Raw genomic sequence first — 20,681 nt, 5'->3', positions numbered from 1 at the left:
ACCTCTTTCTTTATTGTAAATAAAGTGGATAATAGCCCCGTAATTTAATACCTAATAAATGTGAGTCCATTATGTCTTCTGAAGCTACGATGCTAGAACGCTGCCAATCTAAATGTGAACTATGTGGTTCTGATTCTTCTCTTACTGCATACGCAGTACCGCCACACAGCCACGTAACAGTGGATCACGGCATCATGGTATGTGACAAATGCCTTGGTGAGATTGACGATCCAACAGATATCAACCACTGGCGTTGCCTAAGCGACAGCATGTGGAGCCAAGAAGCGCCAGTTCAAGTAATGGCATGGCGTCAACTTACTCGTCTGAACTCTGAAAGCTGGGCTCAAGACGCGCTAGACATGATGTACCTTGAAGAAGAAACATCAGTTTGGGCACAAATCGGCATGTCTGCTGATGACAAGCCTCTTGATGTGAACGGCGTTGAACTTAAAAAAGGTGACGACGTAACAGTAATCAAAGACCTGCCAATCAAAGGTACTAACCAAGTGATTAAGCAAGGTACTGTTATCCGTGGCATCAGCGTTGGTGACGATCCTAAGCTTGTTTCTGGTAAAACAAACGGCGGTCAATCAATGTACGTAATCGCTGAGTTCTGCCGTAAGAAGTAATTCTTCTTTTCGCTGAACAAAATCTAAAAAGGCGCTAATGAATAATTAGCGCCTTTTTAATATCTCAAATTTTCACGACTTAAAACTATCAATAAGTTGCTCGCGGTACTCTTTAATGACAGACACCAAAGAGCCTTTGATACCACTGACTTGCTTCGAGTGCGGGCACCACAACGCGAATCCAAATTTGAATCCTTCCACCATTTGCGCAGAGTGAATGGGCTCTATTGAATGTTTTGAAAACTCAGAGTCGGTAAAAAATGCCTTAGGAAGAAGTGCCCACCCGAAACCCTCTTCAAGCATTTTGATCATTAACGAAAGCTGATCGATTTCCTCATAGTCAGAGCTAACAATAATCTTCTCAGACATCCCTTCATCAATCAGAGACTTCAATACGAACTGTTTTGAGTTCCTTAGTGCCACTAATACTTCATCTTTGTCTATATGTGAGAGCGCTCCCCCTTTTTGTCCGAATGGGTAGAATTCGAAATGTCCAAGGAAAGTAGAATCAAAACTATGCATCGCTCGGCTATTATGAGCATTCACAAGTCCAAAATGATATTCCCCACTTTGTATCCCTTGCTTAATTTCGTTCTTATTCCTAACCAGAAAGTTCACTCGCATCATTGGGAAGTCGTGCTTAAGTCGTTTACGTATATCGACCAAAACACGTTGTGGAACGAAACTAGAATACGCTATTGTTATTTTCTCTAGCCCACCATAAGAGAGGCTCAACGCCACTTTGTCAAAAGTACGAGCTTGTTCAATCGTCTGTTTTGCGTAGTGATAAAGGAGGTGCCCGTCCTCCGTTGGTTCAACAGAGCGCCCGACCCTTTCAAAAAGATTCACTGCAAGGTGATCTTCCAAGTTTGTAATCACCTGACCCACGGTCGTTCTGTGCTTGTTAAGCTTTACCGCCGCCTTGCTAAATGACCGCTGTTCATAGACAGTCACAAACGCGAGAAGTTGTTCAATACTGAAGTTCATTTTGATGTGCTTACTTTCTTAGTCATGCATATGAGGTAGAAAAATATCTACTGCATCAGAATAATAATGATAAAAAGACGGAGCTAAATAGCTAATGATTTGTGCCTTTTGCTAACTCTTCTTCCTAGTATATACCTAAACCTGTCTGTATTTGATGGATCTGATCCTCTATATACGATTATTAACATCACCGCATTTCCTTTATCGTTACCTTCTTAAAACGATAGAGACAGACCCATGAACACAATGCCACATGAACTCGTGTGGGGTGAGATCTACTTCCCTCCTTTGCTATTGGTTATCGCGTTAGCTTATGTATTGACGATATTGACTGGCTCAATCGCGACAAAACTTGGGCTACATAAATATGTCGCTTTTCCTGCAATTGCCGAATTAAGCCTAATCGTGATTTTCGTCGGCGTTATAGGTCAATTCATTACCATCTTCTGAGGCATTCACCTTGATTAAACGTTATCTCATCATGCTACTACTGGTCGTTGCCGCAAGCTCTGTGGTTTATAACTATTACCAATCCTATTCAAGTAATCCTTGGACTAGAGATGGTCAGGTCAGCGCATACATAGTTTCTATTACCCCTCGAGTCACCGGGCAAGTAACCAAAGTCCATATTGAGGACAACTCACAGGTAGCTAAAGGGGATCTACTGTTTGAGATCGACCCAAGTATTTATCAAGCGGCCTACAATAAAGCACTCGCGACACAGAAGCAGGCTCGCGCGCTCTTAGCAAAAGCTAAAAACGAAGAGCAACGCGCGTTGAACTTAGAAAAAAGAACGCCTGGCGCGCTGCCAGTGCTGACCTTGAATAACCTGAACAACGCGGTTGAGACAAATGCAGCTAACGTTGCACTAGCAAAGGCCAATGTTGAAGAGGCACATTTAAATCTCAAATACACCAAAGTTTACGCTCCAACGAATGGCTTCATCACAAACTTAAACCTACGAGAAGGCTCTCAAGTCGTCGCTAATACACCGGTAGTTGCGCTGATCGATGAAGACAGTTTCTGGATCGAAGGCTATTTCAAAGAAACTGATCTGGTTAATGTTAGCCCTAACGACAAAGCGCTTGTCACTCTTATGATGCACAACAATATTCAATTGGAAGGCCATATCAAAAGCATTGGCTTTGGCATTGCGACACAAGATGGCAGTACTGGTAATGACCTTCTTCCCAACGTGAACCCAAATTTTCAATGGATTCGCCTCGCTCAGCGTATACCAATTAAAGTAGTACTCGATAACGTGCCTGAAGACTTGCAACTTCGTGTCGGCATGACAGCTTCAATCAAAATAATCAAATAGTTGGATGGCATTTATGTTCAGTGCATCGACCAAAGAAGCAATTAAGGCTTCTCTCGCGATTGTTATCTCTATCTGCCTTGCGTTGTGGTTTCAGTGGGAAAAACCCTATTGGGCGGCAATTGCGGTTGCTGTCATGGCATTGAACGAGAGTTTTGCCCATTCAATAAACAAAGGCCATAACCGATTAATGGGAACCTTGTTAGGGACGGGTTATGCCTTTTTCTTGATTGCGATGTTTTCTCAGGACCGCTTTCTGTTTCTGATGTTTTTCACCTTATTCCTCGGTACGTGCATCTTCATGTCGAGTGATGAAAAATACGGTTATGTCTTTTCTATAGGCTTTGCTGTCTGCTCCATCATCTCTTGTATGGGGGGATTCGATAACCAAATTACATTCTATTTTGCAGTTCTACGAATACAAGAAACTTTGCTAGGCGTTATCACTTTCTCGATTGTTTATCGTCTAATCTGGCCGGTAAGCACTGAACAAAACTTCGTACAACGATTTGAAACAAGCAGAGAAACGCTGATAACAGCAATGAGCGATACCAATAACCTTGATATAGAAGCCTTAGAATCCAATACCGCTAATATTAAAAAGCTTTATCAGCTGTTGGATTTACCGCTCACTGGCAGTTATCACCTAAAGCAAAATATCCAAGCGTGGCGCTTACGTGTCCGTGAAATGGCTCATATTCAAGATCGTCTGCTTGTACTCGCCTCGGATGAACTTACTCAACCTATTGATTGGCCAATTCTCACAGAAAAACTGGAAAAACTAGAGTTAATGGCGCCAAACTTGTCATTGATTGATGATGTGCCGTTTGTGAAGAGTGAGAAGAAAAACGTTTCTTGGCACCATGAGCACCGTACCTTTGTTCAACATCTGGATGAAGATGGGAGAAAAGTCTTACAAGGAGTCTCGATGTTCGTAACGTCGCTACTGGTTTGGATATATCTACCTGTGCCGGGTGGTTTTATTTTTCCGATGATTGCAGGCGTATTCTCTTCCATGTTGCCGACGATGTCACCAAGTGTGATCAAAGATGCGTTTTTCGGAGTGATAGGCACAGGTAGCATTATTTTACTTCAATACATCTTTATCATGCCGATGATGACTGAGTTGTGGCAATTGGCATTGTTCTATTTCATTAATAGCATGGTGATATGGAAAGTATTCGCAACGCCTAAACTTATGGTGCACCGAATACTTGGCATTAACCTGCTGGTCGTACTGACGTCTGGCGCGCTTAATCTAACACCGGTTTATCAGATTCAAACACCATTACTGATGTTAACCACACTGCTCATCATTTTGATGATCGGCAAACTATTTACTGACCTCTTTAGAGTCAAGAGTGTCGTTTAATCTCGTTATGCGGATTCGTTAAACTTAGGGCTAAAAATAAAAAAGGCGCAATTAAGCGCCTTTGGAAATTCTATTTTTGACTGACTCAATATCAGTTATTTCTCAACCAAACATCTTGGTTTTTAGGTGCTTTCTTCTTTTTCTTCTTGCCTGTGCCAGCCGGTGGCGCAACGGGTTTTAATGCAGCAACAAGTTCAGCCGTAGCTTCTTCATCCACTTCAAAACCTTCAATTTGCTCACGCTCAAGACGGATTTTGTTTTTCTTCTCAATGATTGTGAAGTGATGGTAATCTTCGTGGTCGATCAAAGATAGCGCTAGACCAACCTCACCCGCACGACCACTTCGGCCAATACGATGCATGTAGTCTGAAGGGCTACGCGGTAGGTCAAAGTTGATTACTACTGGTAGCTTTTCGATATCCAGACCACGTGCCGCGATGTCTGTCGCGATAAGAACGTCAATCTCGCCAGATTTAAAATCTTCAAGAATACGAGTACGTGAACCCTGCCCTTTATCGCCGTGGAATACTTCTGCGATGATACCGCGCTTGTAAAGCTTGTCTGCAAGGTGCTCACAGCTGTTTTTCGCGTTTACGAAGATAAGAGCTTGGCGCCATTCGTGCTGTTGAATCAGGTGCGCTAACAATGCGGTCTTACGACCTTTTTCTACTTCGAATACACGCTGAACCAATGTGCTCGCATTAGCACTTTGAAGTTGAACCTCAATTGGATCATTCAGTAGTTCGTGAGTCAGCGTTTTAACTTGCTCGGGGAAAGTCGCAGAGAACAACAAGGTTTGTTTTTTGCTTGGCAGAAGTTTCAAGATCGCGTCTAGTTCTTCTGTAAAACCAAGGCTTAACATTCGGTCAGCTTCATCAAGCACTAACGTTTTTACTTTATCTAGCTTGATAGCGTTGCTTGAGATCAGATCCAGCAAACGACCCGGTGTTGCCACCAAGATATCAGTGCCGCCACGTAGCGCTTGCATCTGAGTGTTTACCGATACACCACCAAATACACAAACCGTTTTGATCGCACCATTGAAGTGTACTGCGTAAGACTTAACGCTGTCAGCCACTTGCTTAGCAAGTTCACGTGTAGGCACCAAGATAAGACCAGACACAAAGTTACCTTTGCCTGCTCTGCGGTCTAAAGGCGCATCTTCATGGATTTGTTGTAACAGCGGCAGTGCAAATGCTGCAGTTTTACCTGAACCCGTATTTGCACCTGCAATTAGGTCGCGTCCTGCTAACACACTTGGAATAACTTGCGCTTGGATAGGCGTTGGCTGTTGGTATTCAAGCTCTGTTAAACGAGCCATCAAAGGAGAGATTAAGCCAAGATCAGAGAAGTTGGTTGGTGTTGTGGTGTTAGTCATTAATTGCAGGAACTCAAAGCTAAAATAATAGCGCGCTATATTAACGTATTTCAGCAGTATTACGTAACTAAATCGCCCCTTTCTCCCGTGTTTCAGCGATTAAGCCCCTCTAAAACACATCCAGATATCAAGTTATCGCAAATTTAGTTAAGCCAGCCCGCTACCGTTTGCTCTGGCGTGTACGAGTTGAGCTCAGTTAACCACACGGCTACAGCATCTGGCGTGGCGACTAACGGGGAGAAGTCGATATTGAATTGCCATTTGAATTCACCACGTTGATAGCCGTCGTAAACCACGACAAAATCGTGCTCAAGTTTCTTACCTCTGTTCTCGCCCGCTTTAACGCTGGTGACTTCGTTCATCGCCAACAAGGCAATATGAGCGACATAATCCCCTTTGCCTTCGTAACTCACACTGAACGTATCGCCTTCATGGTTCACTGTTAATTTGGGATGAGTTTGTTGTTGGAGCGAAGGCAACGTTCTGTCTAGCCAATTAAAGTAACCACGCCACTCTTTTCCATCGACAACAAAGCCCGGTGTATAAACGCCACTTGTTACCCCATAAGCTTTGTACAAACGTTGCTTCTGACTGAATGCCTTGCTGGCGAACTTGTCTCCCCAGCCTAAGTAGTCCCAGTAGTCTACGTGATAAGCAAGAGGTATGACCTCGGTCCAAAGTTTTGGATGATCTGCAAAAGTACTAAGGTACGTGTCAGCAGGCGGACAACTAGAACAACCTTCAGAGGTAAACAGCTCAATAACCTGAGCAGGCTGGCCTTCGTTACTCCACGTTTGTGCAAACGACACAGAGGAATAGGCGCCGATCGGTAAGGCAAGTAAACAAAGTTTAATCAATGATGAATTGCGTGTGGCGTGTGACATACCATGATCCTTGTACAAAGCGAATTTACTGGCGCTCAAATACAGACCGTTATGCCTAAGTATTTCTTTCAGGTGATGAGTTTATTTCAGATGCTGGGGTTATTTCAGATAGACAGCTTGTTTTAGATGCACAGCTTGTTTCAGATACAAAAACGCCAGCTTTAGAAGCTGGCGTTTTTTAAATTCTATATTTTTACATGTTAACGCAGAGATTAACGGTTGATACCGATATCGCGTTGCATGTGACCAGATAGGTCGCTTGCGTAGTAACTACGTGGAGAGTTGTCTACGAAAAGAATATCGAAAATGTGTGCAATCAATCCTTTGATGTTAACCGAGTAGGTCTTCTTATCCATAGAGTTAGGAACAGCGATAGTATTCATTTGCATTGCTTGAGCCATGATTGCCTCTCTATAAATTTGTTTATGTGGTTCGTTCTGATGACAAGAATAATAGGTGATCTTTTGCAGGTTAAAAAATGACTAAAATTAGAAATTCAGATTAGTTTTTCTAATAAAACAAATCATTAACAACACCTCGAAATACATATTCACGCTTGATGAGTATAAATTCAAAACGGTGCCTAAATCATGCATTTAGTACAAATAACCCTCAAACAACAGTGGCCAATGTCACAAAAAATTTACATAAATAAATTTCAAGCTTCATTGACCACCTAATCCTTATCGAGTTTTCGATAAGTTATTTTTGTTTTAATTTACTTGTTCAATGTCTGGCTTCTTCGCATAAATCGACGCTATAACCGCAATCGTCATAGTAGAAATCAGAACAGCTAGCGACCAATACGTTGGGATAGCCCACTCACTGTCAACCAATAGCATTTTCACACCAATGAACACCATGATGAATGCCAGTGCAGGCTTCAAGTAGATGAACTTATCCATCATGCCTTGCAGAACAAAGTACAAAGAACGAAGGCCAAGCAATGCAAATACGTTTGCAGCCAGTACTAAGAATGGCTCTCGCGTAACGGCGAAAATTGCAGGAATAGAATCCAGTGCAAACATCACATCCATAACCGCAATGGCACCAATCACCAACATCATTGGCGTGAGTACCCATTTAGTGCCTTGCTTGATCATCAACGCTGGACCATGGAAGTCTTCTGTCACTGGCATCACTTTACGAAGTAACTTCTCAGGTAGCGTATTCACACTCTCCTCTTCGCCCTTGTCTAGCGCTAGTTTAATACCCGTACCAATTAGGAATGCAGCAAATACATAAAGCACCCAATGGTATTCAGCCAATAGCTGAGCACCTAATGCGATCATAATTGCACGAAGCACCAATGCACCAATTACGCCCCAAAGAAGCGCACGTGGTCTCAGATGCTCAGGAACTTGGTATTGAGCAAAGATCATCGCAAAAACAAACAAGTTGTCTACGCTAAGGGATTTTTCTAACAAGTAACCTGTAATGAATGACACGGTTGCTTTTTGCGCTGTGTAATCACTATTCGGCGCATAAATGTCCCAAAATAGGTAAATAGAGCCAGCAAACAAAAACGCAAGTACAAACCAGAAAACACTCCAGATTGCCGCTTTTTTGATAGTAACGTTGCCGCCACGAGTCTGATAGATATCAATAGAGACGAGAATAACGGTCAGCAGGAAAAAGCCCGCATAAGTCGTCATGATTGGCGATGAAAAAAAGGATTCACTATTTGTAGATAATAGAGATTGAGTTGAGTTCATTATTCCTCCGGGCGGAAGAACTGTACAAAGACCTTCCGCAAACAAAGCATATCAAGCTCCATTACGGATCTTGACTGTGATTGCGTTGGTCTCGTTGAAGTGAAATATGGGATTTCACCTTTACATACCGGATAGACTCTTGGCCTAACGAGATGACGATATGTAAACTTGCGCTAACTACTCCCCAAACGCGTGGATAATAATCCTCTGATTGTGTTTCGTCTATATAAATTTGCACAGAAAAAGCAAAAAAGGAGCAACCTGCTCCTTTTTTATTTCTTCCACTTACGCTTGGTATAGCGTTTATTGATAATGGGAATACTGCGACTGTTCAAAGCTGATCTTATCCAGCACGTAGGACCATTACAAACCTGTAGTTGGCACCAAATACACTAACGCTGACCAAACTGATACCCAACCGACAACCGCTACCGCATCTAACCAATCTTTCTTATCCATGCATATCTCCACAAGAAGGCGACCTGCAGAGGTGAAGCATAAACAATGCCAATTTTATAAATAACCCCAGTTAATAGCATTTAACATCAGTATTAGCTTCGCTTATCTAAAACATTCCATACAATTCAACGGTTCAATGTGTTGAAGAGACTCTGGGTGGTCTTGCAGAAACTCAATGAAGCAGTCTGCCATTGAGTCGGTCGTGACCACGCCATCACCTATCATATCCAAGACGGCGTTATAGCCCTCTTTCCCTTTCATTGTGTAGGCAGACGACGCGCCACGGTAAATACGCTTGCGAGAAACAGTCTGCCAACCCGATTCATCAGAGTGGATTTCTAGATGGTGAATCCTGTGCCCTAAAGGCGCTTCTTTGTGGTAACAAAACCTCAGATTGTACGTATAAGGGAAACTGCCAGACCCCGTCCCCACGACGCCATTATCAATCGCGTTATTGATTGCACCTTCAAGCATGCCAGCGATCGTTTCACCTTTTACTTCATACACACCAATGGGTACGGCAAACGGTAGTAGTTTTCCGGCAATATCGGCAACAGAGACATCGCCGCTATTCAGTGAATTTCTTACACCGCCAGAGTTATGGATCGCAAAGTCTACCTGATGGCCTTTCTTATTCATTAAGTAATGGAATGACTGAGCAACCAAGGGCGCAAGTTGGCTTGGGCCTTTCTCGTCCGGGATACGTACATGGCGAAGTTTTGTATCTGCATGAGCAATAATTTGTTGCTGAAGCTTTCGAACTCGCGGCTGGTATTTATCCGTAAGAATACTCTGCAGTTCAGGATCTTTTTTACACACTGCAATATTGGGGTGATTGTTCAAAAACTCACACGCCATATCATGTGCGTCGTCTTGCCCTACTTCACTCAATTTCGCGTCTATAAAGAGTCGACGACCTAATAACAGTTCGTTCTTACCATTAAAGTGCGTCACTTTGCCTTGAGCATCGAATTCAATTTCACAGTGGCCTAGACTCATTGCGTGGAAACCCGCTTGCACAACATAGGTGTCACCAATTTTTACACCGTAGTCATCGTCTTTCACTAAGCCGATATCCGAGAAATCACCTTGTAAGCGGTGACTGTGGCCACCAACAATCACACCGATACCTTTCACATTCGCAGCTAGCTCTAAGTCGGCTTCATAACCAAGATGACTAAGTAACACAATCTTGTTGATACCTGCTTGATGGATTTGCTCAATGGTCGCTTTTGCTGTTTCCAAAGCATTTTCAAACGGTGTATCGATATCTGGGTTAGCGATGCCTGCCATCTTGTCGATGCTTAAACCGAATATTGCGACCTTCTCGCCATCAAACTCTTTCGTTATAAAAGAAGCACTTCGTGTTTCAGGCAGATAAGGCTTAACAATTTCGTTGTCCGCTAACGTATGAGTTTTATTGATATCCTCATTCGATAGATTCCAGTTACCAGCTAACAGTAGGAATTTGATTCTTTTCGCGAAAATCGCAACGGGTTCATTACCCATGTCTAACTCGTGATTGCCGAGTGTCATGGCATCTATATTAAGGGCGTTCAACAAATCGGCGTTGGCTTTTCCCTTGAATAAAGAAAAGTACAAAGTGCCTTGGAAGCAGTCGCCAGCGTGTAGGAACAAGGTTCCAACCTTCTGGCGCAGGGCATCTTGTTCTATTTGTTTAAAGCGTGTTGAAATTCGAGCAAAGCCACCAGCACTGACATAAGGTTCAATGATGTGATTGTTCATTTTAAGTGATAGCTGTAACGAGGTTGGTTCAAAGTATGAGTGGGTGTCGTTGATGTGTGCCAACACTATTTTTGTCGGCTTATTCTTTTTAGTCATATTTTCTTCTCTCTTTGTCCCTTCATACTAGGTCGAGAATCATGACAGAATCGTGAATTTTATGAAACTGCACTGCAAAAAAATACTCGAGATAGATCAAAAATCTCATTTTGCACCGTATTAATAAACAACGGGTTTTGTGACAGGTGAGCATACCGGATTGGTATTTTTCGATTATGATTAAAGATATCTGTTAGCTTTCAAACAATTAGCAGAGCCTTCCGTTAGGAGTAAGCCTATGCAACTAGAAAGAATCGAGATTTCTGGCTTTCGAGGTATCAAGCGCATGTCACTCGCGTTTGACGAGCTAACCACGCTTATTGGTGAAAATACTTGGGGTAAGTCTTCATTATTGGATGCCCTTTCCGTTGTACTGCCTTCAGACGGTGTACCATATCATTTTGAAATGACCGATTTTCATGTCGATTACTCTGTGTCACATCCACAGTCTCAACACCTTCAAATTGTTCTCGCATTAAAAGCTAACGACAAGAGCGAACTTAACGCAGGTCGTTATCGCAAACTCAAACCTATCTGGGTTCAAGATGAGTTTGGCGCATTTCGCATCTATTACCGAATAAGCGCGACGTTAGAACAGTACGAAACGACCACACACTATGCATTTTTAGGTTTGGATGGTAATCCGCTTAAGCTTCATCATTCGGAAAAGCTCGCTCAAGAATTAATGACCTTACACCCCGTCATCCGTTTGCGTGATGCGAGGCACTTTGATCGTCCTTTCAACGGCAAGTCTCTTAATCATAATGCTCACCTCCCAACTAACGGTCAGGCTAGTAATACGAATGGAAATGGAAACGGCAGTAATCATACAAGCAATGGTAATGGGGCGAACGGAAATGGTACCAATGGTAATGGGCGCCAAGCAAGAATAGAAAAACGAATCGACAATACCTGCCGTCGCTTAATGGCGATACCTGGCCATGTCAATAAAGGCGAAATGCGCAGTAGCCTAGAGTCGATGCAAAGCCTAATCGAGCACTACTTTTCTTTCAAAAGTACTTCTCGTCGTAATCCTAGAAAACAAAGGGATGGCCTACTCTACTCAGCTGGTGCGAACGACAAGAGCATTCATCAACTTGTTGAAGAGACAAAAAATAAACAAACCCGCTTATTATTCATGGGGTTACTTAACGCCTACCTGCAAGCTAAAGGGCCAAACGACTTACGACGATGTGCTCGTCCTCTTCTGATCCTTGAAGATCCCGAAGGTCGATTACATCCAACCCATTTAGCAAGGGCGTGGAGTTTGATGCAAAAGCTACCCATGCAGAAAATCCTTACAACTAATAGCGGCGATTTACTTGCAGCAGTGCCATTCCAATCAATTCGTCGCTTGGTACGTCAATCTGACAAAACCATCGCCAATCAGCTCAACATGAATCACTTCAGTAAAGATGAACTTAGACGAATTGGGTTTCATATTCGTTTCCACCGTTCCGGTGCCCTGTTTGCTCGCTGTTGGTTATTAGTTGAAGGTGAAACCGAAGTTTGGTTATTCAATGAACTCGCCAACCAATGTGGTTACAACCTTGCAGCAGAAGGTGTACAAATTATAGAGTTCGCTCAATCGGGGCTTAAAGCTCTAATCAAAGTAGCTCAAGAGTTCGGGATTGATTGGCACGTGGTTACCGACGGAGATGCGGCAGGTAAGAAATACGCCGCAACAGTATTATCTAAGTTAGGAAAAGACCAAGCAAGACATCGCCTCACTGAACTACCAGATAGAGACATCGAGCATTACTTGTACATGAATGGTTTTGAAAACTTTTTCCGGGATATGGTTAAGATCCCTTATGACCATCCTATCCCTCCCAAAAAAGTGGTCGCGAAGGTATTAAAGAAACACGCGAAACCCGACCTTGCATTAGCTATCGTTTCTCATTGTGAGGACCAAGGACAAGAATGCATTCCGTTATTATTGAGGTGGACGTTAAAACGCGTGATCACCATGGCGAACGGGAATACCTAAGCATAATTTGTTTTATAGATGCTAGCAGTTGCTCTACTGATGAAATCTTTAGTTTATTGCCTTAACCAAAACCTCAACAAAAAAAGGCACACCAAATGGTGTGCCTGTATAAATCGATATACAAATTAATTGGGGGTTATCTTGCAAGAGTTCACAGTGACTAAACCATAGCTTTCTTAACGTATTTATTAAGCCTTTGCCTGTTTAGCGTGTTGTTCCACAACTTCCGAAGATTGAGTCGATTTCTCGTGAAGCCATAGCCCTGTTGCTTTCATCAAGTATCCAAACACACCACCAAGCAGTAAAGATGGTACTACAAGTTGCCAATCGCCACCTGCAGCAAACGTCGCACAGCAACCAATGAAGGTTCCTGGGATATAACCTAGCCACGCTTGTTTCGCTTGAATACACATAAAAAAAGCCACAACAGCAGTAATCATGTAGCCTAAAATCTCTAACCCTGCGAAGGTTGAGCTTTCGATAATCACCATTGCCCAGAATACGCCTGTCATGTTGGTCAATAAGCTTCCTGCTAGTCCTTTAACGCCGCCTGTTGGCGAAGCAAAGTAGCTGGTGCAGCCTAGGAAACCTGCCCATGACAATAAGCCGAAAGAGATAGCTATCCATCCCCAAAGACCTGACAAAATACCTGTTGTTAATGAAATCGCGACTAATGTACTCATACTATTTCTAAAGCCTAATTACGTCATTGAACGCAACCGGATTTAGCCTCACTTAAAATCAAGTAAGCATACTATGGTAAGAACGCCTTCATTTAGAAGATCACGATCACATTAATAATGTACGCGAATGTGCATTTATCACCAGATAGAGACCGGAAACGCTTATTCAACACATTTAGTTATAAGGGGCTGTTAACCATTCGAGCTTTATTTTGCAGCTCTTGTGGGAAATTTATACAAGGCAGAGGCTTTGATGTGTAGTTAGCCTACATGAAAAGGCGATAACGCAGTAGAAATAAACCACAAGGGCTGCCCGAAGGGTTCGAGCTAGGCACCCCCGCAAAAATCGCTTTATGCTTTGTTGAAGAATATTTGCTTAGAATGACTAGGCTACATACTCTTCGCCGCGCCTAAAACGATTTTACCTCGAACAAAACTTAACCACGAAAGGTCAACAGCCCCTAGCCTTTATCAAATCTACCTTACAGAACCGATGGTTTGCCTTTCATCATGCGCTTACCTTCTCGCTTAATACACTCAGCAAGTGGGTTCTCAGACATATCTGCACGCCAAATAAAGGACAAGGTTCTTTCCATTTCAAGCTCAGGGACATTTAATGTGACCAGTTGACCAGACTCAACAAACTGTTCGACATCGAGATAAGGTAAACACGTTAAATATGGGCCGTTTGCTACCAAACTTCTTAAAACAGGAACGTGTTCATACTCTCGCCAAACATCGAGATCACCAATTAAATGGTGAATAGAGCTATCAAAAACTTTGCGAGTACCCGAGCCGTGTTCGCGCAATACCCACTTCGCTTGCTCTAACTGTGCCAAACTCACTCGTTCACGCTTCGCAAACGGGTGATGAGCCGAAGCAACCACCGTTAAATGGTCAGTACACCACACTTCTTGGTGAACTCGATTGTCATCACAACGACCTTCGATAACACCCAGATCATATTGATAATCTAATACACCATCAATGACAGCATCGGTACTTTGTACACCGAGCGAGATTCGCATCTCAGGAAAGTCGTTATCAATAATACTGATGAGGTCTGGAACTAGGTGTTCCGCTGGCGTTTGGCTAGCACCTAATTTGAGTTCACCACTCAACAAATGCTGCTCATAGAAACCCATCTCAATTTGCTGTGCGTCTTGCAGTAAACGCTTCGCTTTTGGTCTTAACCACATCCCCCAATGAGTTAGGGCCATTTGCTTGCCCTGCCTTTCAAACAAAGGCCTGCCGAGCATTTTTTCCAACTGTGCAAGAGACATACTTGTCGCCGACTGAGTCAACGCCAATTTGTCTGCTGCCTGACTGACACTCCCGGAGTCTGCTACTGCATCAAATACCGCGAGTTGTTTTAATGAATAACGCAAAATTCATCCTTAATTCTTTTAATAACTTATGTCCTGCTGCTCGTTTTTTGTTAAGCCGATGAGCAATTGATTTCATTCTACGCGTAACCAAATCTATATCAATAAATTTGATGTGGTTTCTAAAAATTATCAATTTTACCTCTAACCCTCAACGCCCTAATCTGGAATGGCAGGACACAAGAAGCCCTGCAAAACACAATTGATTAACCATTACGGATTAACCAAGTCATTAATACTAGGAATTACACATGACGGATTGTTCAAGGGGGGGATATGGCAACCAGCACTTCTGAAAATCATCAACTGTTCTCACCAACAGAAATGATGGCGGAAGCAGAGAAGTTTGCATTAAGCAAAGCAAATAAAACCAGCAGCATGACATTGAGTTTAGCAATCATGGCTGGCGCATTCATCGGGCTTGCTTTTCTATTCTACATCACGGTAACCACGGGCAGCGCTGATGCTGGATGGGGATTGAGTCGCTTAGCCGGCGGTCTTGCATTCAGTATGGGTTTGATCTTGATTGTGATTTGTGGTGGAGAGCTGTTTACCAGCTCAGTGTTATCAAGCATCTCATGGGCTAACAAGCAGATCACCTTCACTAAGATGCTGTCTATCTGGGGCAAGGTGTATGTCGGTAACTTTATCGGTGCCATGTTCCTATTAGCTTTGGTAAGCGCAGCAGGTCTGTATCAACTGGATGGCGGGCAATGGGGCTTAAACGCTCTGAACATTGCTCAACACAAGCTACACCACAGCCCTGTTCAAGCATTTGCTTTAGGTGTGCTTTGTAACTTGTTGGTGTGTTTAGCGATTTGGTTAACGTTCAGCTCTGCTAATGCAATGACCAAGGCAATGATGACCGTACTACCCGTAGCAATGTTCGTAAGCTCAGGCTTTGAACACTGTGTGGCGAATATGTTCATGGTTCCACTAGGCATCACGATTCAAGCATTCGCACCAGAAAGTTTTTGGATGCAAATTGGCGCAACACCAACCCAGTACGCAGACCTAAACATCATGCAATTTGTCACCGCGAACTTAATACCAGTGACAATCGGCAACATCGTAGGTGGTTCAGTATTGGTCGGCTTAGCCAATTGGAGCATTTACCGTCGCCCACAACTTAAAGCAGCAAAAATTACCGCTATTACACAAACAACAGAAATTACGTCAGTTAAGGAAATTACTATGAACACAGCAACGACTATCAAGCAAATCATGAACACTCAGCCTATGACACTAAGCGTAGAAATGCCTACATCAGTGGCAATTGATTCACTTTTAGACGCTCAACTTGTTAGCGCTCCTGTTTGCGATGTTGAAGGTCGTCTGGTTGGTATCTTCTCTGTTCATGACGTAATGGTGGATCTTTGGTGCCAAGATTACATCCCAACTAAAGGCCAGAAAGTCGTAGACTTAATGAGCCGTGACGTTGTGGCTATCGATGCAAACGACAAGCTAGTAGACGTTGCTGAGTTCTTATGCATCGACAAAGAGCAACTTTACCCGACAACAAGCATGGGCTTCGCGACTCGCCTGACTTCTCTTTCTCTAGAAGAGCGTGCAAAAGCGATGAAAGTGAGCCAACCACATATGCTTCCTGTGCTAGAAAATGGCGTAATGGTGGGTGTGTTGACTCGCATTGAAGTGATGCAAGCACTACGTCCAATTTACGGCGACCGCCTAAACGTGGTTCCACAAGCTGAACTAGAAACAGCTTAACTAATCTAAAGCTGAACTATTAGGGATTAGTAGTTCAGCTAGATAAATCAGTCATGGCAACGTTGACTGGCTAGAAGTAAATGGAGGCTTAAAACGCAACTCAAGGTTTGACACAAAACAGATCTAAACGCGTGGCCATTTACCTCAATAAAAAAGGCGCAAAGTCATTACTTTGCGCCTTTCTCTATTTCTAGCTACTTGTTCTTTTTCTAACTAACCTGCTAGTTGATATCGACCAAACTTTTGATGTTTCTAAAAATGTTGATACCAGTCAGCAACTATTGATAGCTAGATTACTTCTTTACACCTTCAACGTGTAGATCCATATCTACGTAGCTTGAAGCGCCCATTACTGGAATGTTGAAGTCAGCAAGCTCTAGACGAGTTGTACCAACGAAACCAGCACGCTCACCGCCCCATGGGTCTTGACCAGCACCGATGAATTCAGCTTCGATAACGATAGGCTTAGTTACGCCGTGAAGTTTAAGGTCACCCATAACTTCAAGTTTGCCGTCACCTTTATCGACCACTTTTGTGCTGTTGAATGTTGCGTCTGAGAATTTACCAGCATCGATGAAATCGCCGCTACGGATATGCTTATCACGCTCTGCGTGGTTTGAATCAAGGCTTGTAGTGTCAACCGTTACGTTTACTGTAGACGCTTCAACGTTGCTTTCATCAAATGAGAAGTCACCTGAGAATGTGTTAAAACGACCTTGGATAAAGCTGTAACCTAGGTGGCTAACTTTAAAGTTAACTGAAGCATGCGCACCTTTTGTATCAATCACGTAATCAGCGGCGTTCGCAGCGAAAGGCATTGCCATTGCAAATGCTAATCCTGTAGCGATAATTGACTGTTTCATTTTGAAGCTCCTATCATTTTTCGTAGCGTATCGTCTTTGTCGATAACGTGGTGTTTTATCGCCGCTAAGGCGTGCACTGATGCCATAATGATCAGTACCCATGCAGCATAGTAGTGAATCGTTCCTGCGAGATCAGATTGGTTTGCAAACAATTCGCCCATACTTGGTACAGTGAACCAATTGAACACATCGATCCCACGGCCATCTGATGTCGAAATCAAATAACCTGAAATAAACAAAACCGCTAAGTTAATGTACATAAAACCGTGAGCGATCTTCGCTGCAGCAACTTCATAACTCTTCCCTTCCACATTAGGTGACGCGGTAACTAACTTCCAAACCAAGCGGATAACGGTAATTGCAGCCAAAAGAATGCCTACCGAGCGGTGATAGTCTGGTGCTGTTTTGTACCACTCGCTGTAATATGAAAGATCAACCATCCACAGGCCTACACCAAACAGACCAAATATTGCGAGTGCTGAAATCCAATGGATCGCTCTTGCTAAAGGGTTGTAATTTCTAACGTTGTTGTCCATGCATCTCTTCCGAATGTTAACGAGTGGTGAAGTTTTGCAAAGCGTACCCTACACCGAGTTTGTGTAACATAGTATTTACCAAGCTTTACATTGGTAACATCATTTCAAATTAAACGAGTTATTCAAATTATTTGAACAAGTTTGGGGTTAACATTAAATTTCAACGATTTGTTCAATCTCATAAAGCTCATCTGAGATGTCTAACATTTTACGTTCCATCACTTTTTGCGCGTCTTCTATCCCCTTGTTGTAGTAAACAGCACCAAACTTTTTACTGATGAAGTCGACCAAGAATTCCGTGTCGAACTGACCAAGTTCCACATCGAGTTCATCTTGAAAGTACTTTTGAAGCGTATGAGTGAGTTCAGACTTTTGTTTCGAATCTAATTGAATGGTCATGAATGTTTCCAAATAAAGAGTAAGTAGATCAATTGTGATTAGCTGACTAAGATTAAGCTAGCCACCAGTAACTTTGCTAACTAAGCATAATCCTTCTAACTGATTAGAATTCCTCATAATTTAGAATACAGACCAGCGAAGTGCCAGTGCTATCCATAAAATCGCTCCGCAATCGCTAATTTTGATAGAGGGATCAAGAACTCGCACTTTGGCAATAGGTAATGACACATTAATTACCGTACTATTGCCCATCAATAAGATAGTAACTGTGTATAAGGGACTTCATTGTTATTAGATCTCGTGATTAAAAGCGTCAATCAGTTTCAAGACGATTGTCTAAAACTCTGTGAGCGTCATTATCCTACGGTGCACAACCAAGGGATCAGTGAGCATCACATCGGTAAAGCCTTTGCCCGACGAATGGAACACACCTTTGTTAGCTTTAACCATGCAAGCAACATCAGCCCACTCGAAATGCTCTCTTCTGGTGAAAACCCTAGACACTTCCGAATCTCTTCTGAAATCGGTACCGTTTGGATGATTAGCCATCATATGGTGAGCGCGGGAAAAACGTGTCGTAAAAAGTTGATGTTAGACATTCATAACTGGCAGCAAGAGTATGGATTCGCAATTCAGCCCAATGACGTTTTGATCATTGTCTCCGACCATTGGATAAGCCGAAGTAAAAACAGTAGTGAGTTGTTACATTGGTGGATGGGAGAACTCCCAGACGAGATAACGGAATACAGCCAGCAAGGCATCACTCTAAGGGAGAGTGATTCTCAATTCGCTTCCGATTTAAATAACAATTTCAGAATCAGCCCTTGCTTTATTAAATTCGGCCACCCACTCAAACGGTCAGTAAATCAACAATTGGTTCGTAAATACCTGCAACTTTATGCGGTACTTCAATGGCAGTAATAATACGGGTCAACTTTTTCATTCAATATTTAAAGTAAATTGTTAGACCTTCATCCCAATATTTTATAAAAGAAAACTCATTCCCTGTTCATTAATTATTCGAACCTTCTGTTTTAATTATTAATAGTTGTTGTACTCGTCGTCTCGATTTTGAGAGATAGATATCATTTCTGTGTAACTCTCTTAGTCCCTCCATTTTGTAACTTTGACATTCCCCTACAATCTAAGCCTTTAACCCTACTTTTCGCTGGTGTATCAGCGTTATAGCCTTATATTGGCTGAGGTTAATATGAGAGACGTTACTTAGCCATTAAATTCACAGCAACTATCAAACACAGCGAATGATAAGTAAATTTAATGACTAATGTCATTTATCATGCTGATTTTTCGTTAATTATCTTTATTTAATTATTGACCCTACATATGATTTTTTATTAATTGACAATTTACTTACACCTGTCAATATTGTGACAGCCATGACGTATATTTTCGTCATTAAATAAACACCTTTATTAGCGACTATGATTTTATCAGACAGAAGTGAATTTATTAGCTGTATATCTGTGGATGCCGATATGCAGTTTATTGCTAAATATCAAGACTTAACACTTAGAAGTGTCTATCAACCTATATTTGACAGTTCAATGACTCAGATAGGCGTTGAGGCTTTGGTGCGTATTTCGAATAGCAAAGGGGATGTTGTTCGTCCTGATCACTTCTTCCATTCCGACGATACCTTATGCACTGACAAGATCAATGTAGAAAGGCTGAGTCGCGCTATCCATATCCGTAACTTCGCACAATCGAATATCCGCCATTTAGACTTGTTTTTGAATGTTCTTCCAAACGTTGGTGAGTTATTTGCTGCAGAAAAGGTCAGTGACAGCCTTCTGGCAAAACGTCTTCATGAGTTGAACCTTTCATGTGAGCAGATCGTGATGGAATTGGTCGAACTGAATGCCGAAAGTGAAGAGCGCTTGAAAGATGCAGCCCTCTCTCTTGCGGAGAATGGTTTTCAAATCGCGGTCGACGATTTCGGAACACAAGCATCAACAGAACAACGCGTCCGCCACATCAATCCTCATATCATTAAGATCGATCGCTCAGTGATGTTAGATTTTGAGCAAGGTGACACACGAGAAATGGAATTAGTTCTAGAACTCGCGAAGCAAATCGGCGCTAAGACTGTCATCGAAGGCATTGAAACAGAGCATCAACTCACGGCAATGCAAAGCTTGGGCTTTGACATGTACCAAGGCTACCATCTAGCGATGCCTAAACCGATTGAGTTGGATATCCGTTTAGCAATCTAAAACCGCCCCTACTCTTCTTAAAGCCGCTAGCCACTGGTTAGCGGCTTTTTAATACCTGTTACTGAACACATTCCTTTATTAACGAAGTTCTTTGTTCGTGTAGCGGTTTTCACATCGTTTTCTCTGCATGCAGATGTTTACTTAAATCGATGTTGCGTAAAATCACGCGCATAAAAAAGCCCAGTCAAAATTGACTGGGCTGGCTTAAAAGAATCTGTTTTATATCATATATGGACCCACCCAGTTTGCAAGTAATTTTACACGTTTGGTAATAGAGTC

Annotated in this window: 19 protein-coding genes; 8 read left to right on the top strand and 11 right to left on the bottom strand. The window is 42.6% G+C overall.

The features are described from left to right. The first annotated feature begins 71 nt into the window (after window positions 1-71). Complete coding sequence (locus ACED45_RS20065) at window positions 72-629, top strand: PhnA domain-containing protein (RefSeq protein ID WP_102456628.1); 558 nt, start codon at window positions 72-74, stop codon at window positions 627-629. A gap of 72 nt (window positions 630-701) precedes the next feature. On the opposite strand, the gene ACED45_RS20060 is transcribed toward ACED45_RS20065, so the two are convergent. Further along, window positions 702-1,616 carry a LysR family transcriptional regulator gene (locus tag ACED45_RS20060; RefSeq protein WP_054541099.1) on the bottom strand — a complete coding sequence of 305 codons (915 nt, stop codon included), beginning with the start codon at window positions 1,614-1,616 and terminating at the stop codon, window positions 702-704. Window positions 1,617-1,853: 237 nt separating this feature from the next. On the opposite strand from ACED45_RS20060, the gene ACED45_RS20055 reads away from it, so the two are divergent. The 3 genes from ACED45_RS20055 to ACED45_RS20045 are packed head-to-tail and all read left to right on the top strand — an operon-like array spanning window position 1,854 to window position 4,306. After that, window positions 1,854-2,066, top strand: a complete 213-nt coding sequence (locus ACED45_RS20055; RefSeq protein ID WP_004730923.1) for a DUF1656 domain-containing protein — start codon at window positions 1,854-1,856, stop codon at window positions 2,064-2,066. 10 nt (window positions 2,067-2,076) lie between these two features. Beyond that, complete coding sequence (locus tag ACED45_RS20050; RefSeq protein WP_029224373.1) at window positions 2,077-2,937, top strand: HlyD family secretion protein; 861 nt, start codon at window positions 2,077-2,079, stop codon at window positions 2,935-2,937. 13 nt (window positions 2,938-2,950) lie between these two features. After that, window positions 2,951-4,306, top strand: a complete 1,356-nt coding sequence (locus ACED45_RS20045; RefSeq protein ID WP_371714854.1) for an FUSC family protein — start codon at window positions 2,951-2,953, stop codon at window positions 4,304-4,306. 91 nt (window positions 4,307-4,397) lie between these two features. Here the strand turns inward: ACED45_RS20045 and ACED45_RS20040 are convergent, their stop codons facing one another. The 5 genes from ACED45_RS20040 to ACED45_RS20020 all read right to left on the bottom strand — a co-directional run bounded on the left by ACED45_RS20040 (window position 4,398) and on the right by ACED45_RS20020 (window position 10,584). Further along, window positions 4,398-5,684, bottom strand: coding sequence for a DEAD/DEAH box helicase (locus tag ACED45_RS20040; RefSeq protein ID WP_004730920.1), 1,287 nt, complete (start codon window positions 5,682-5,684; stop codon window positions 4,398-4,400). Window positions 5,685-5,827: 143 nt separating this feature from the next. Further along, window positions 5,828-6,568, bottom strand: a complete 741-nt coding sequence (locus ACED45_RS20035) for a DUF1223 domain-containing protein (RefSeq protein ID WP_102578741.1) — start codon at window positions 6,566-6,568, stop codon at window positions 5,828-5,830. A 212-nt stretch (window positions 6,569-6,780) separates the two neighbouring features. Continuing rightward, window positions 6,781-6,969 (bottom strand): hypothetical protein, encoded by a 189-nt coding sequence (locus ACED45_RS20030; protein WP_017079198.1) that lies wholly within the window; start codon window positions 6,967-6,969, stop codon window positions 6,781-6,783. A 312-nt stretch (window positions 6,970-7,281) separates the two neighbouring features. Beyond that, window positions 7,282-8,283 (bottom strand): TerC/Alx family metal homeostasis membrane protein, encoded by a 1,002-nt coding sequence (locus ACED45_RS20025; protein ID WP_371714853.1) that lies wholly within the window; start codon window positions 8,281-8,283, stop codon window positions 7,282-7,284. Window positions 8,284-8,844: 561 nt separating this feature from the next. Further along, a complete protein-coding gene (locus ACED45_RS20020) occupies window positions 8,845-10,584 on the bottom strand; it encodes a bifunctional metallophosphatase/5'-nucleotidase (RefSeq protein ID WP_371714852.1) in 1,740 nt (579 codons plus the stop codon). Window positions 10,585-10,822: 238 nt separating this feature from the next. Here ACED45_RS20020 and ACED45_RS20015 point away from each other — a divergent pair, with 238 nt between their 5' ends. Next, the gene (locus tag ACED45_RS20015) at window positions 10,823-12,574 is read left to right on the top strand and encodes an ATP-dependent endonuclease (RefSeq protein WP_146491607.1); all 1,752 of its coding nucleotides are present in this window, start codon (window positions 10,823-10,825) and stop codon (window positions 12,572-12,574) included. Window positions 12,575-12,762: 188 nt separating this feature from the next. Here the strand turns inward: ACED45_RS20015 and ACED45_RS20010 are convergent, their stop codons facing one another. Both ACED45_RS20010 and ACED45_RS20005 read right to left on the bottom strand, forming a co-directional pair. After that, window positions 12,763-13,257, bottom strand: coding sequence for a DUF1097 domain-containing protein (locus ACED45_RS20010; protein WP_371714851.1), 495 nt, complete (start codon window positions 13,255-13,257; stop codon window positions 12,763-12,765). A 482-nt stretch (window positions 13,258-13,739) separates the two neighbouring features. Then, complete coding sequence (locus ACED45_RS20005; protein ID WP_017064628.1) at window positions 13,740-14,645, bottom strand: LysR substrate-binding domain-containing protein; 906 nt, start codon at window positions 14,643-14,645, stop codon at window positions 13,740-13,742. Between the two features lie 273 nt (window positions 14,646-14,918). Here ACED45_RS20005 and focA point away from each other — a divergent pair, with 273 nt between their 5' ends. Further along, a complete protein-coding gene (focA, locus tag ACED45_RS20000) occupies window positions 14,919-16,370 on the top strand; it encodes a formate transporter FocA (protein WP_371714850.1) in 1,452 nt (483 codons plus the stop codon). 293 nt (window positions 16,371-16,663) lie between these two features. Here the strand turns inward: focA and ACED45_RS19995 are convergent, their stop codons facing one another. The 3 genes from ACED45_RS19995 to ACED45_RS19985 all read right to left on the bottom strand — a co-directional run bounded on the left by ACED45_RS19995 (window position 16,664) and on the right by ACED45_RS19985 (window position 18,168). Then, a complete protein-coding gene (locus ACED45_RS19995; RefSeq protein WP_102433336.1) occupies window positions 16,664-17,233 on the bottom strand; it encodes a YceI family protein in 570 nt (189 codons plus the stop codon). Continuing rightward, window positions 17,230-17,769, bottom strand: coding sequence for a cytochrome b (locus tag ACED45_RS19990; protein WP_371714849.1), 540 nt, complete (start codon window positions 17,767-17,769; stop codon window positions 17,230-17,232). The genes ACED45_RS19995 and ACED45_RS19990 overlap by 4 nt, the downstream gene beginning before the upstream one ends. 153 nt (window positions 17,770-17,922) lie before the next feature. Further along, window positions 17,923-18,168 carry a DUF2164 domain-containing protein gene (locus ACED45_RS19985; RefSeq protein WP_371714848.1) on the bottom strand — a complete coding sequence of 82 codons (246 nt, stop codon included), beginning with the start codon at window positions 18,166-18,168 and terminating at the stop codon, window positions 17,923-17,925. Between the two features lie 285 nt (window positions 18,169-18,453). On the opposite strand from ACED45_RS19985, the gene ACED45_RS19980 reads away from it, so the two are divergent. Together ACED45_RS19980 and ACED45_RS19975 are read left to right on the top strand one after the other, a co-directional pair. Further along, window positions 18,454-19,089 carry a hypothetical protein gene (locus tag ACED45_RS19980; RefSeq protein WP_146491609.1) on the top strand — a complete coding sequence of 212 codons (636 nt, stop codon included), beginning with the start codon at window positions 18,454-18,456 and terminating at the stop codon, window positions 19,087-19,089. Window positions 19,090-19,664: 575 nt separating this feature from the next. Further along, window positions 19,665-20,402, top strand: coding sequence for an EAL domain-containing protein (locus ACED45_RS19975; RefSeq protein ID WP_327784316.1), 738 nt, complete (start codon window positions 19,665-19,667; stop codon window positions 20,400-20,402). The last annotated feature ends 279 nt before the right edge of the window (window positions 20,403-20,681 follow it).

This window comes from Vibrio crassostreae (genome assembly GCF_041439375.1).
GTDB classification, from domain to species: domain Bacteria; phylum Pseudomonadota; class Gammaproteobacteria; order Enterobacterales; family Vibrionaceae; genus Vibrio; species Vibrio crassostreae_D.
The sequence above is the reverse complement of the archived record's forward strand: the minus strand, read 5'-3'. Positions and strand labels throughout refer to the sequence as shown.

Excerpts from the sequence above, each read along its gene's own strand:
- ACED45_RS20065 (WP_102456628.1), top strand. The coding sequence starts at position 72 with ATGTCTTCTGAAGCTACGATGCTAGAACGCTGCCAATCTAAATGTGAA.
- ACED45_RS20060 (WP_054541099.1), bottom strand. The coding sequence starts at position 1,616 with ATGAACTTCAGTATTGAACAACTTCTCGCGTTTGTGACTGTCTATGAA.
- ACED45_RS20055 (WP_004730923.1), top strand. The coding sequence starts at position 1,854 with ATGAACACAATGCCACATGAACTCGTGTGGGGTGAGATCTACTTCCCT.
- ACED45_RS20045 (WP_371714854.1), top strand. The coding sequence starts at position 2,951 with ATGTTCAGTGCATCGACCAAAGAAGCAATTAAGGCTTCTCTCGCGATT.
- ACED45_RS20040 (WP_004730920.1), bottom strand. The coding sequence starts at position 5,684 with ATGACTAACACCACAACACCAACCAACTTCTCTGATCTTGGCTTAATC.
- ACED45_RS20035 (WP_102578741.1), bottom strand. The coding sequence starts at position 6,568 with ATGTCACACGCCACACGCAATTCATCATTGATTAAACTTTGTTTACTT.
- ACED45_RS20030 (WP_017079198.1), bottom strand. The coding sequence starts at position 6,969 with ATGGCTCAAGCAATGCAAATGAATACTATCGCTGTTCCTAACTCTATG.
- ACED45_RS20025 (WP_371714853.1), bottom strand. The coding sequence starts at position 8,283 with ATGAACTCAACTCAATCTCTATTATCTACAAATAGTGAATCCTTTTTT.
- ACED45_RS20020 (WP_371714852.1), bottom strand. The coding sequence starts at position 10,584 with ATGACTAAAAAGAATAAGCCGACAAAAATAGTGTTGGCACACATCAAC.
- ACED45_RS20015 (WP_146491607.1), top strand. The coding sequence starts at position 10,823 with ATGCAACTAGAAAGAATCGAGATTTCTGGCTTTCGAGGTATCAAGCGC.
- ACED45_RS20010 (WP_371714851.1), bottom strand. The coding sequence starts at position 13,257 with ATGAGTACATTAGTCGCGATTTCATTAACAACAGGTATTTTGTCAGGT.
- focA (WP_371714850.1), top strand. The coding sequence starts at position 14,919 with ATGGCAACCAGCACTTCTGAAAATCATCAACTGTTCTCACCAACAGAA.
- ACED45_RS19995 (WP_102433336.1), bottom strand. The coding sequence starts at position 17,233 with ATGAAACAGTCAATTATCGCTACAGGATTAGCATTTGCAATGGCAATG.
- ACED45_RS19990 (WP_371714849.1), bottom strand. The coding sequence starts at position 17,769 with ATGGACAACAACGTTAGAAATTACAACCCTTTAGCAAGAGCGATCCAT.
- ACED45_RS19985 (WP_371714848.1), bottom strand. The coding sequence starts at position 18,168 with ATGACCATTCAATTAGATTCGAAACAAAAGTCTGAACTCACTCATACG.
- ACED45_RS19975 (WP_327784316.1), top strand. The coding sequence starts at position 19,665 with ATGCAGTTTATTGCTAAATATCAAGACTTAACACTTAGAAGTGTCTAT.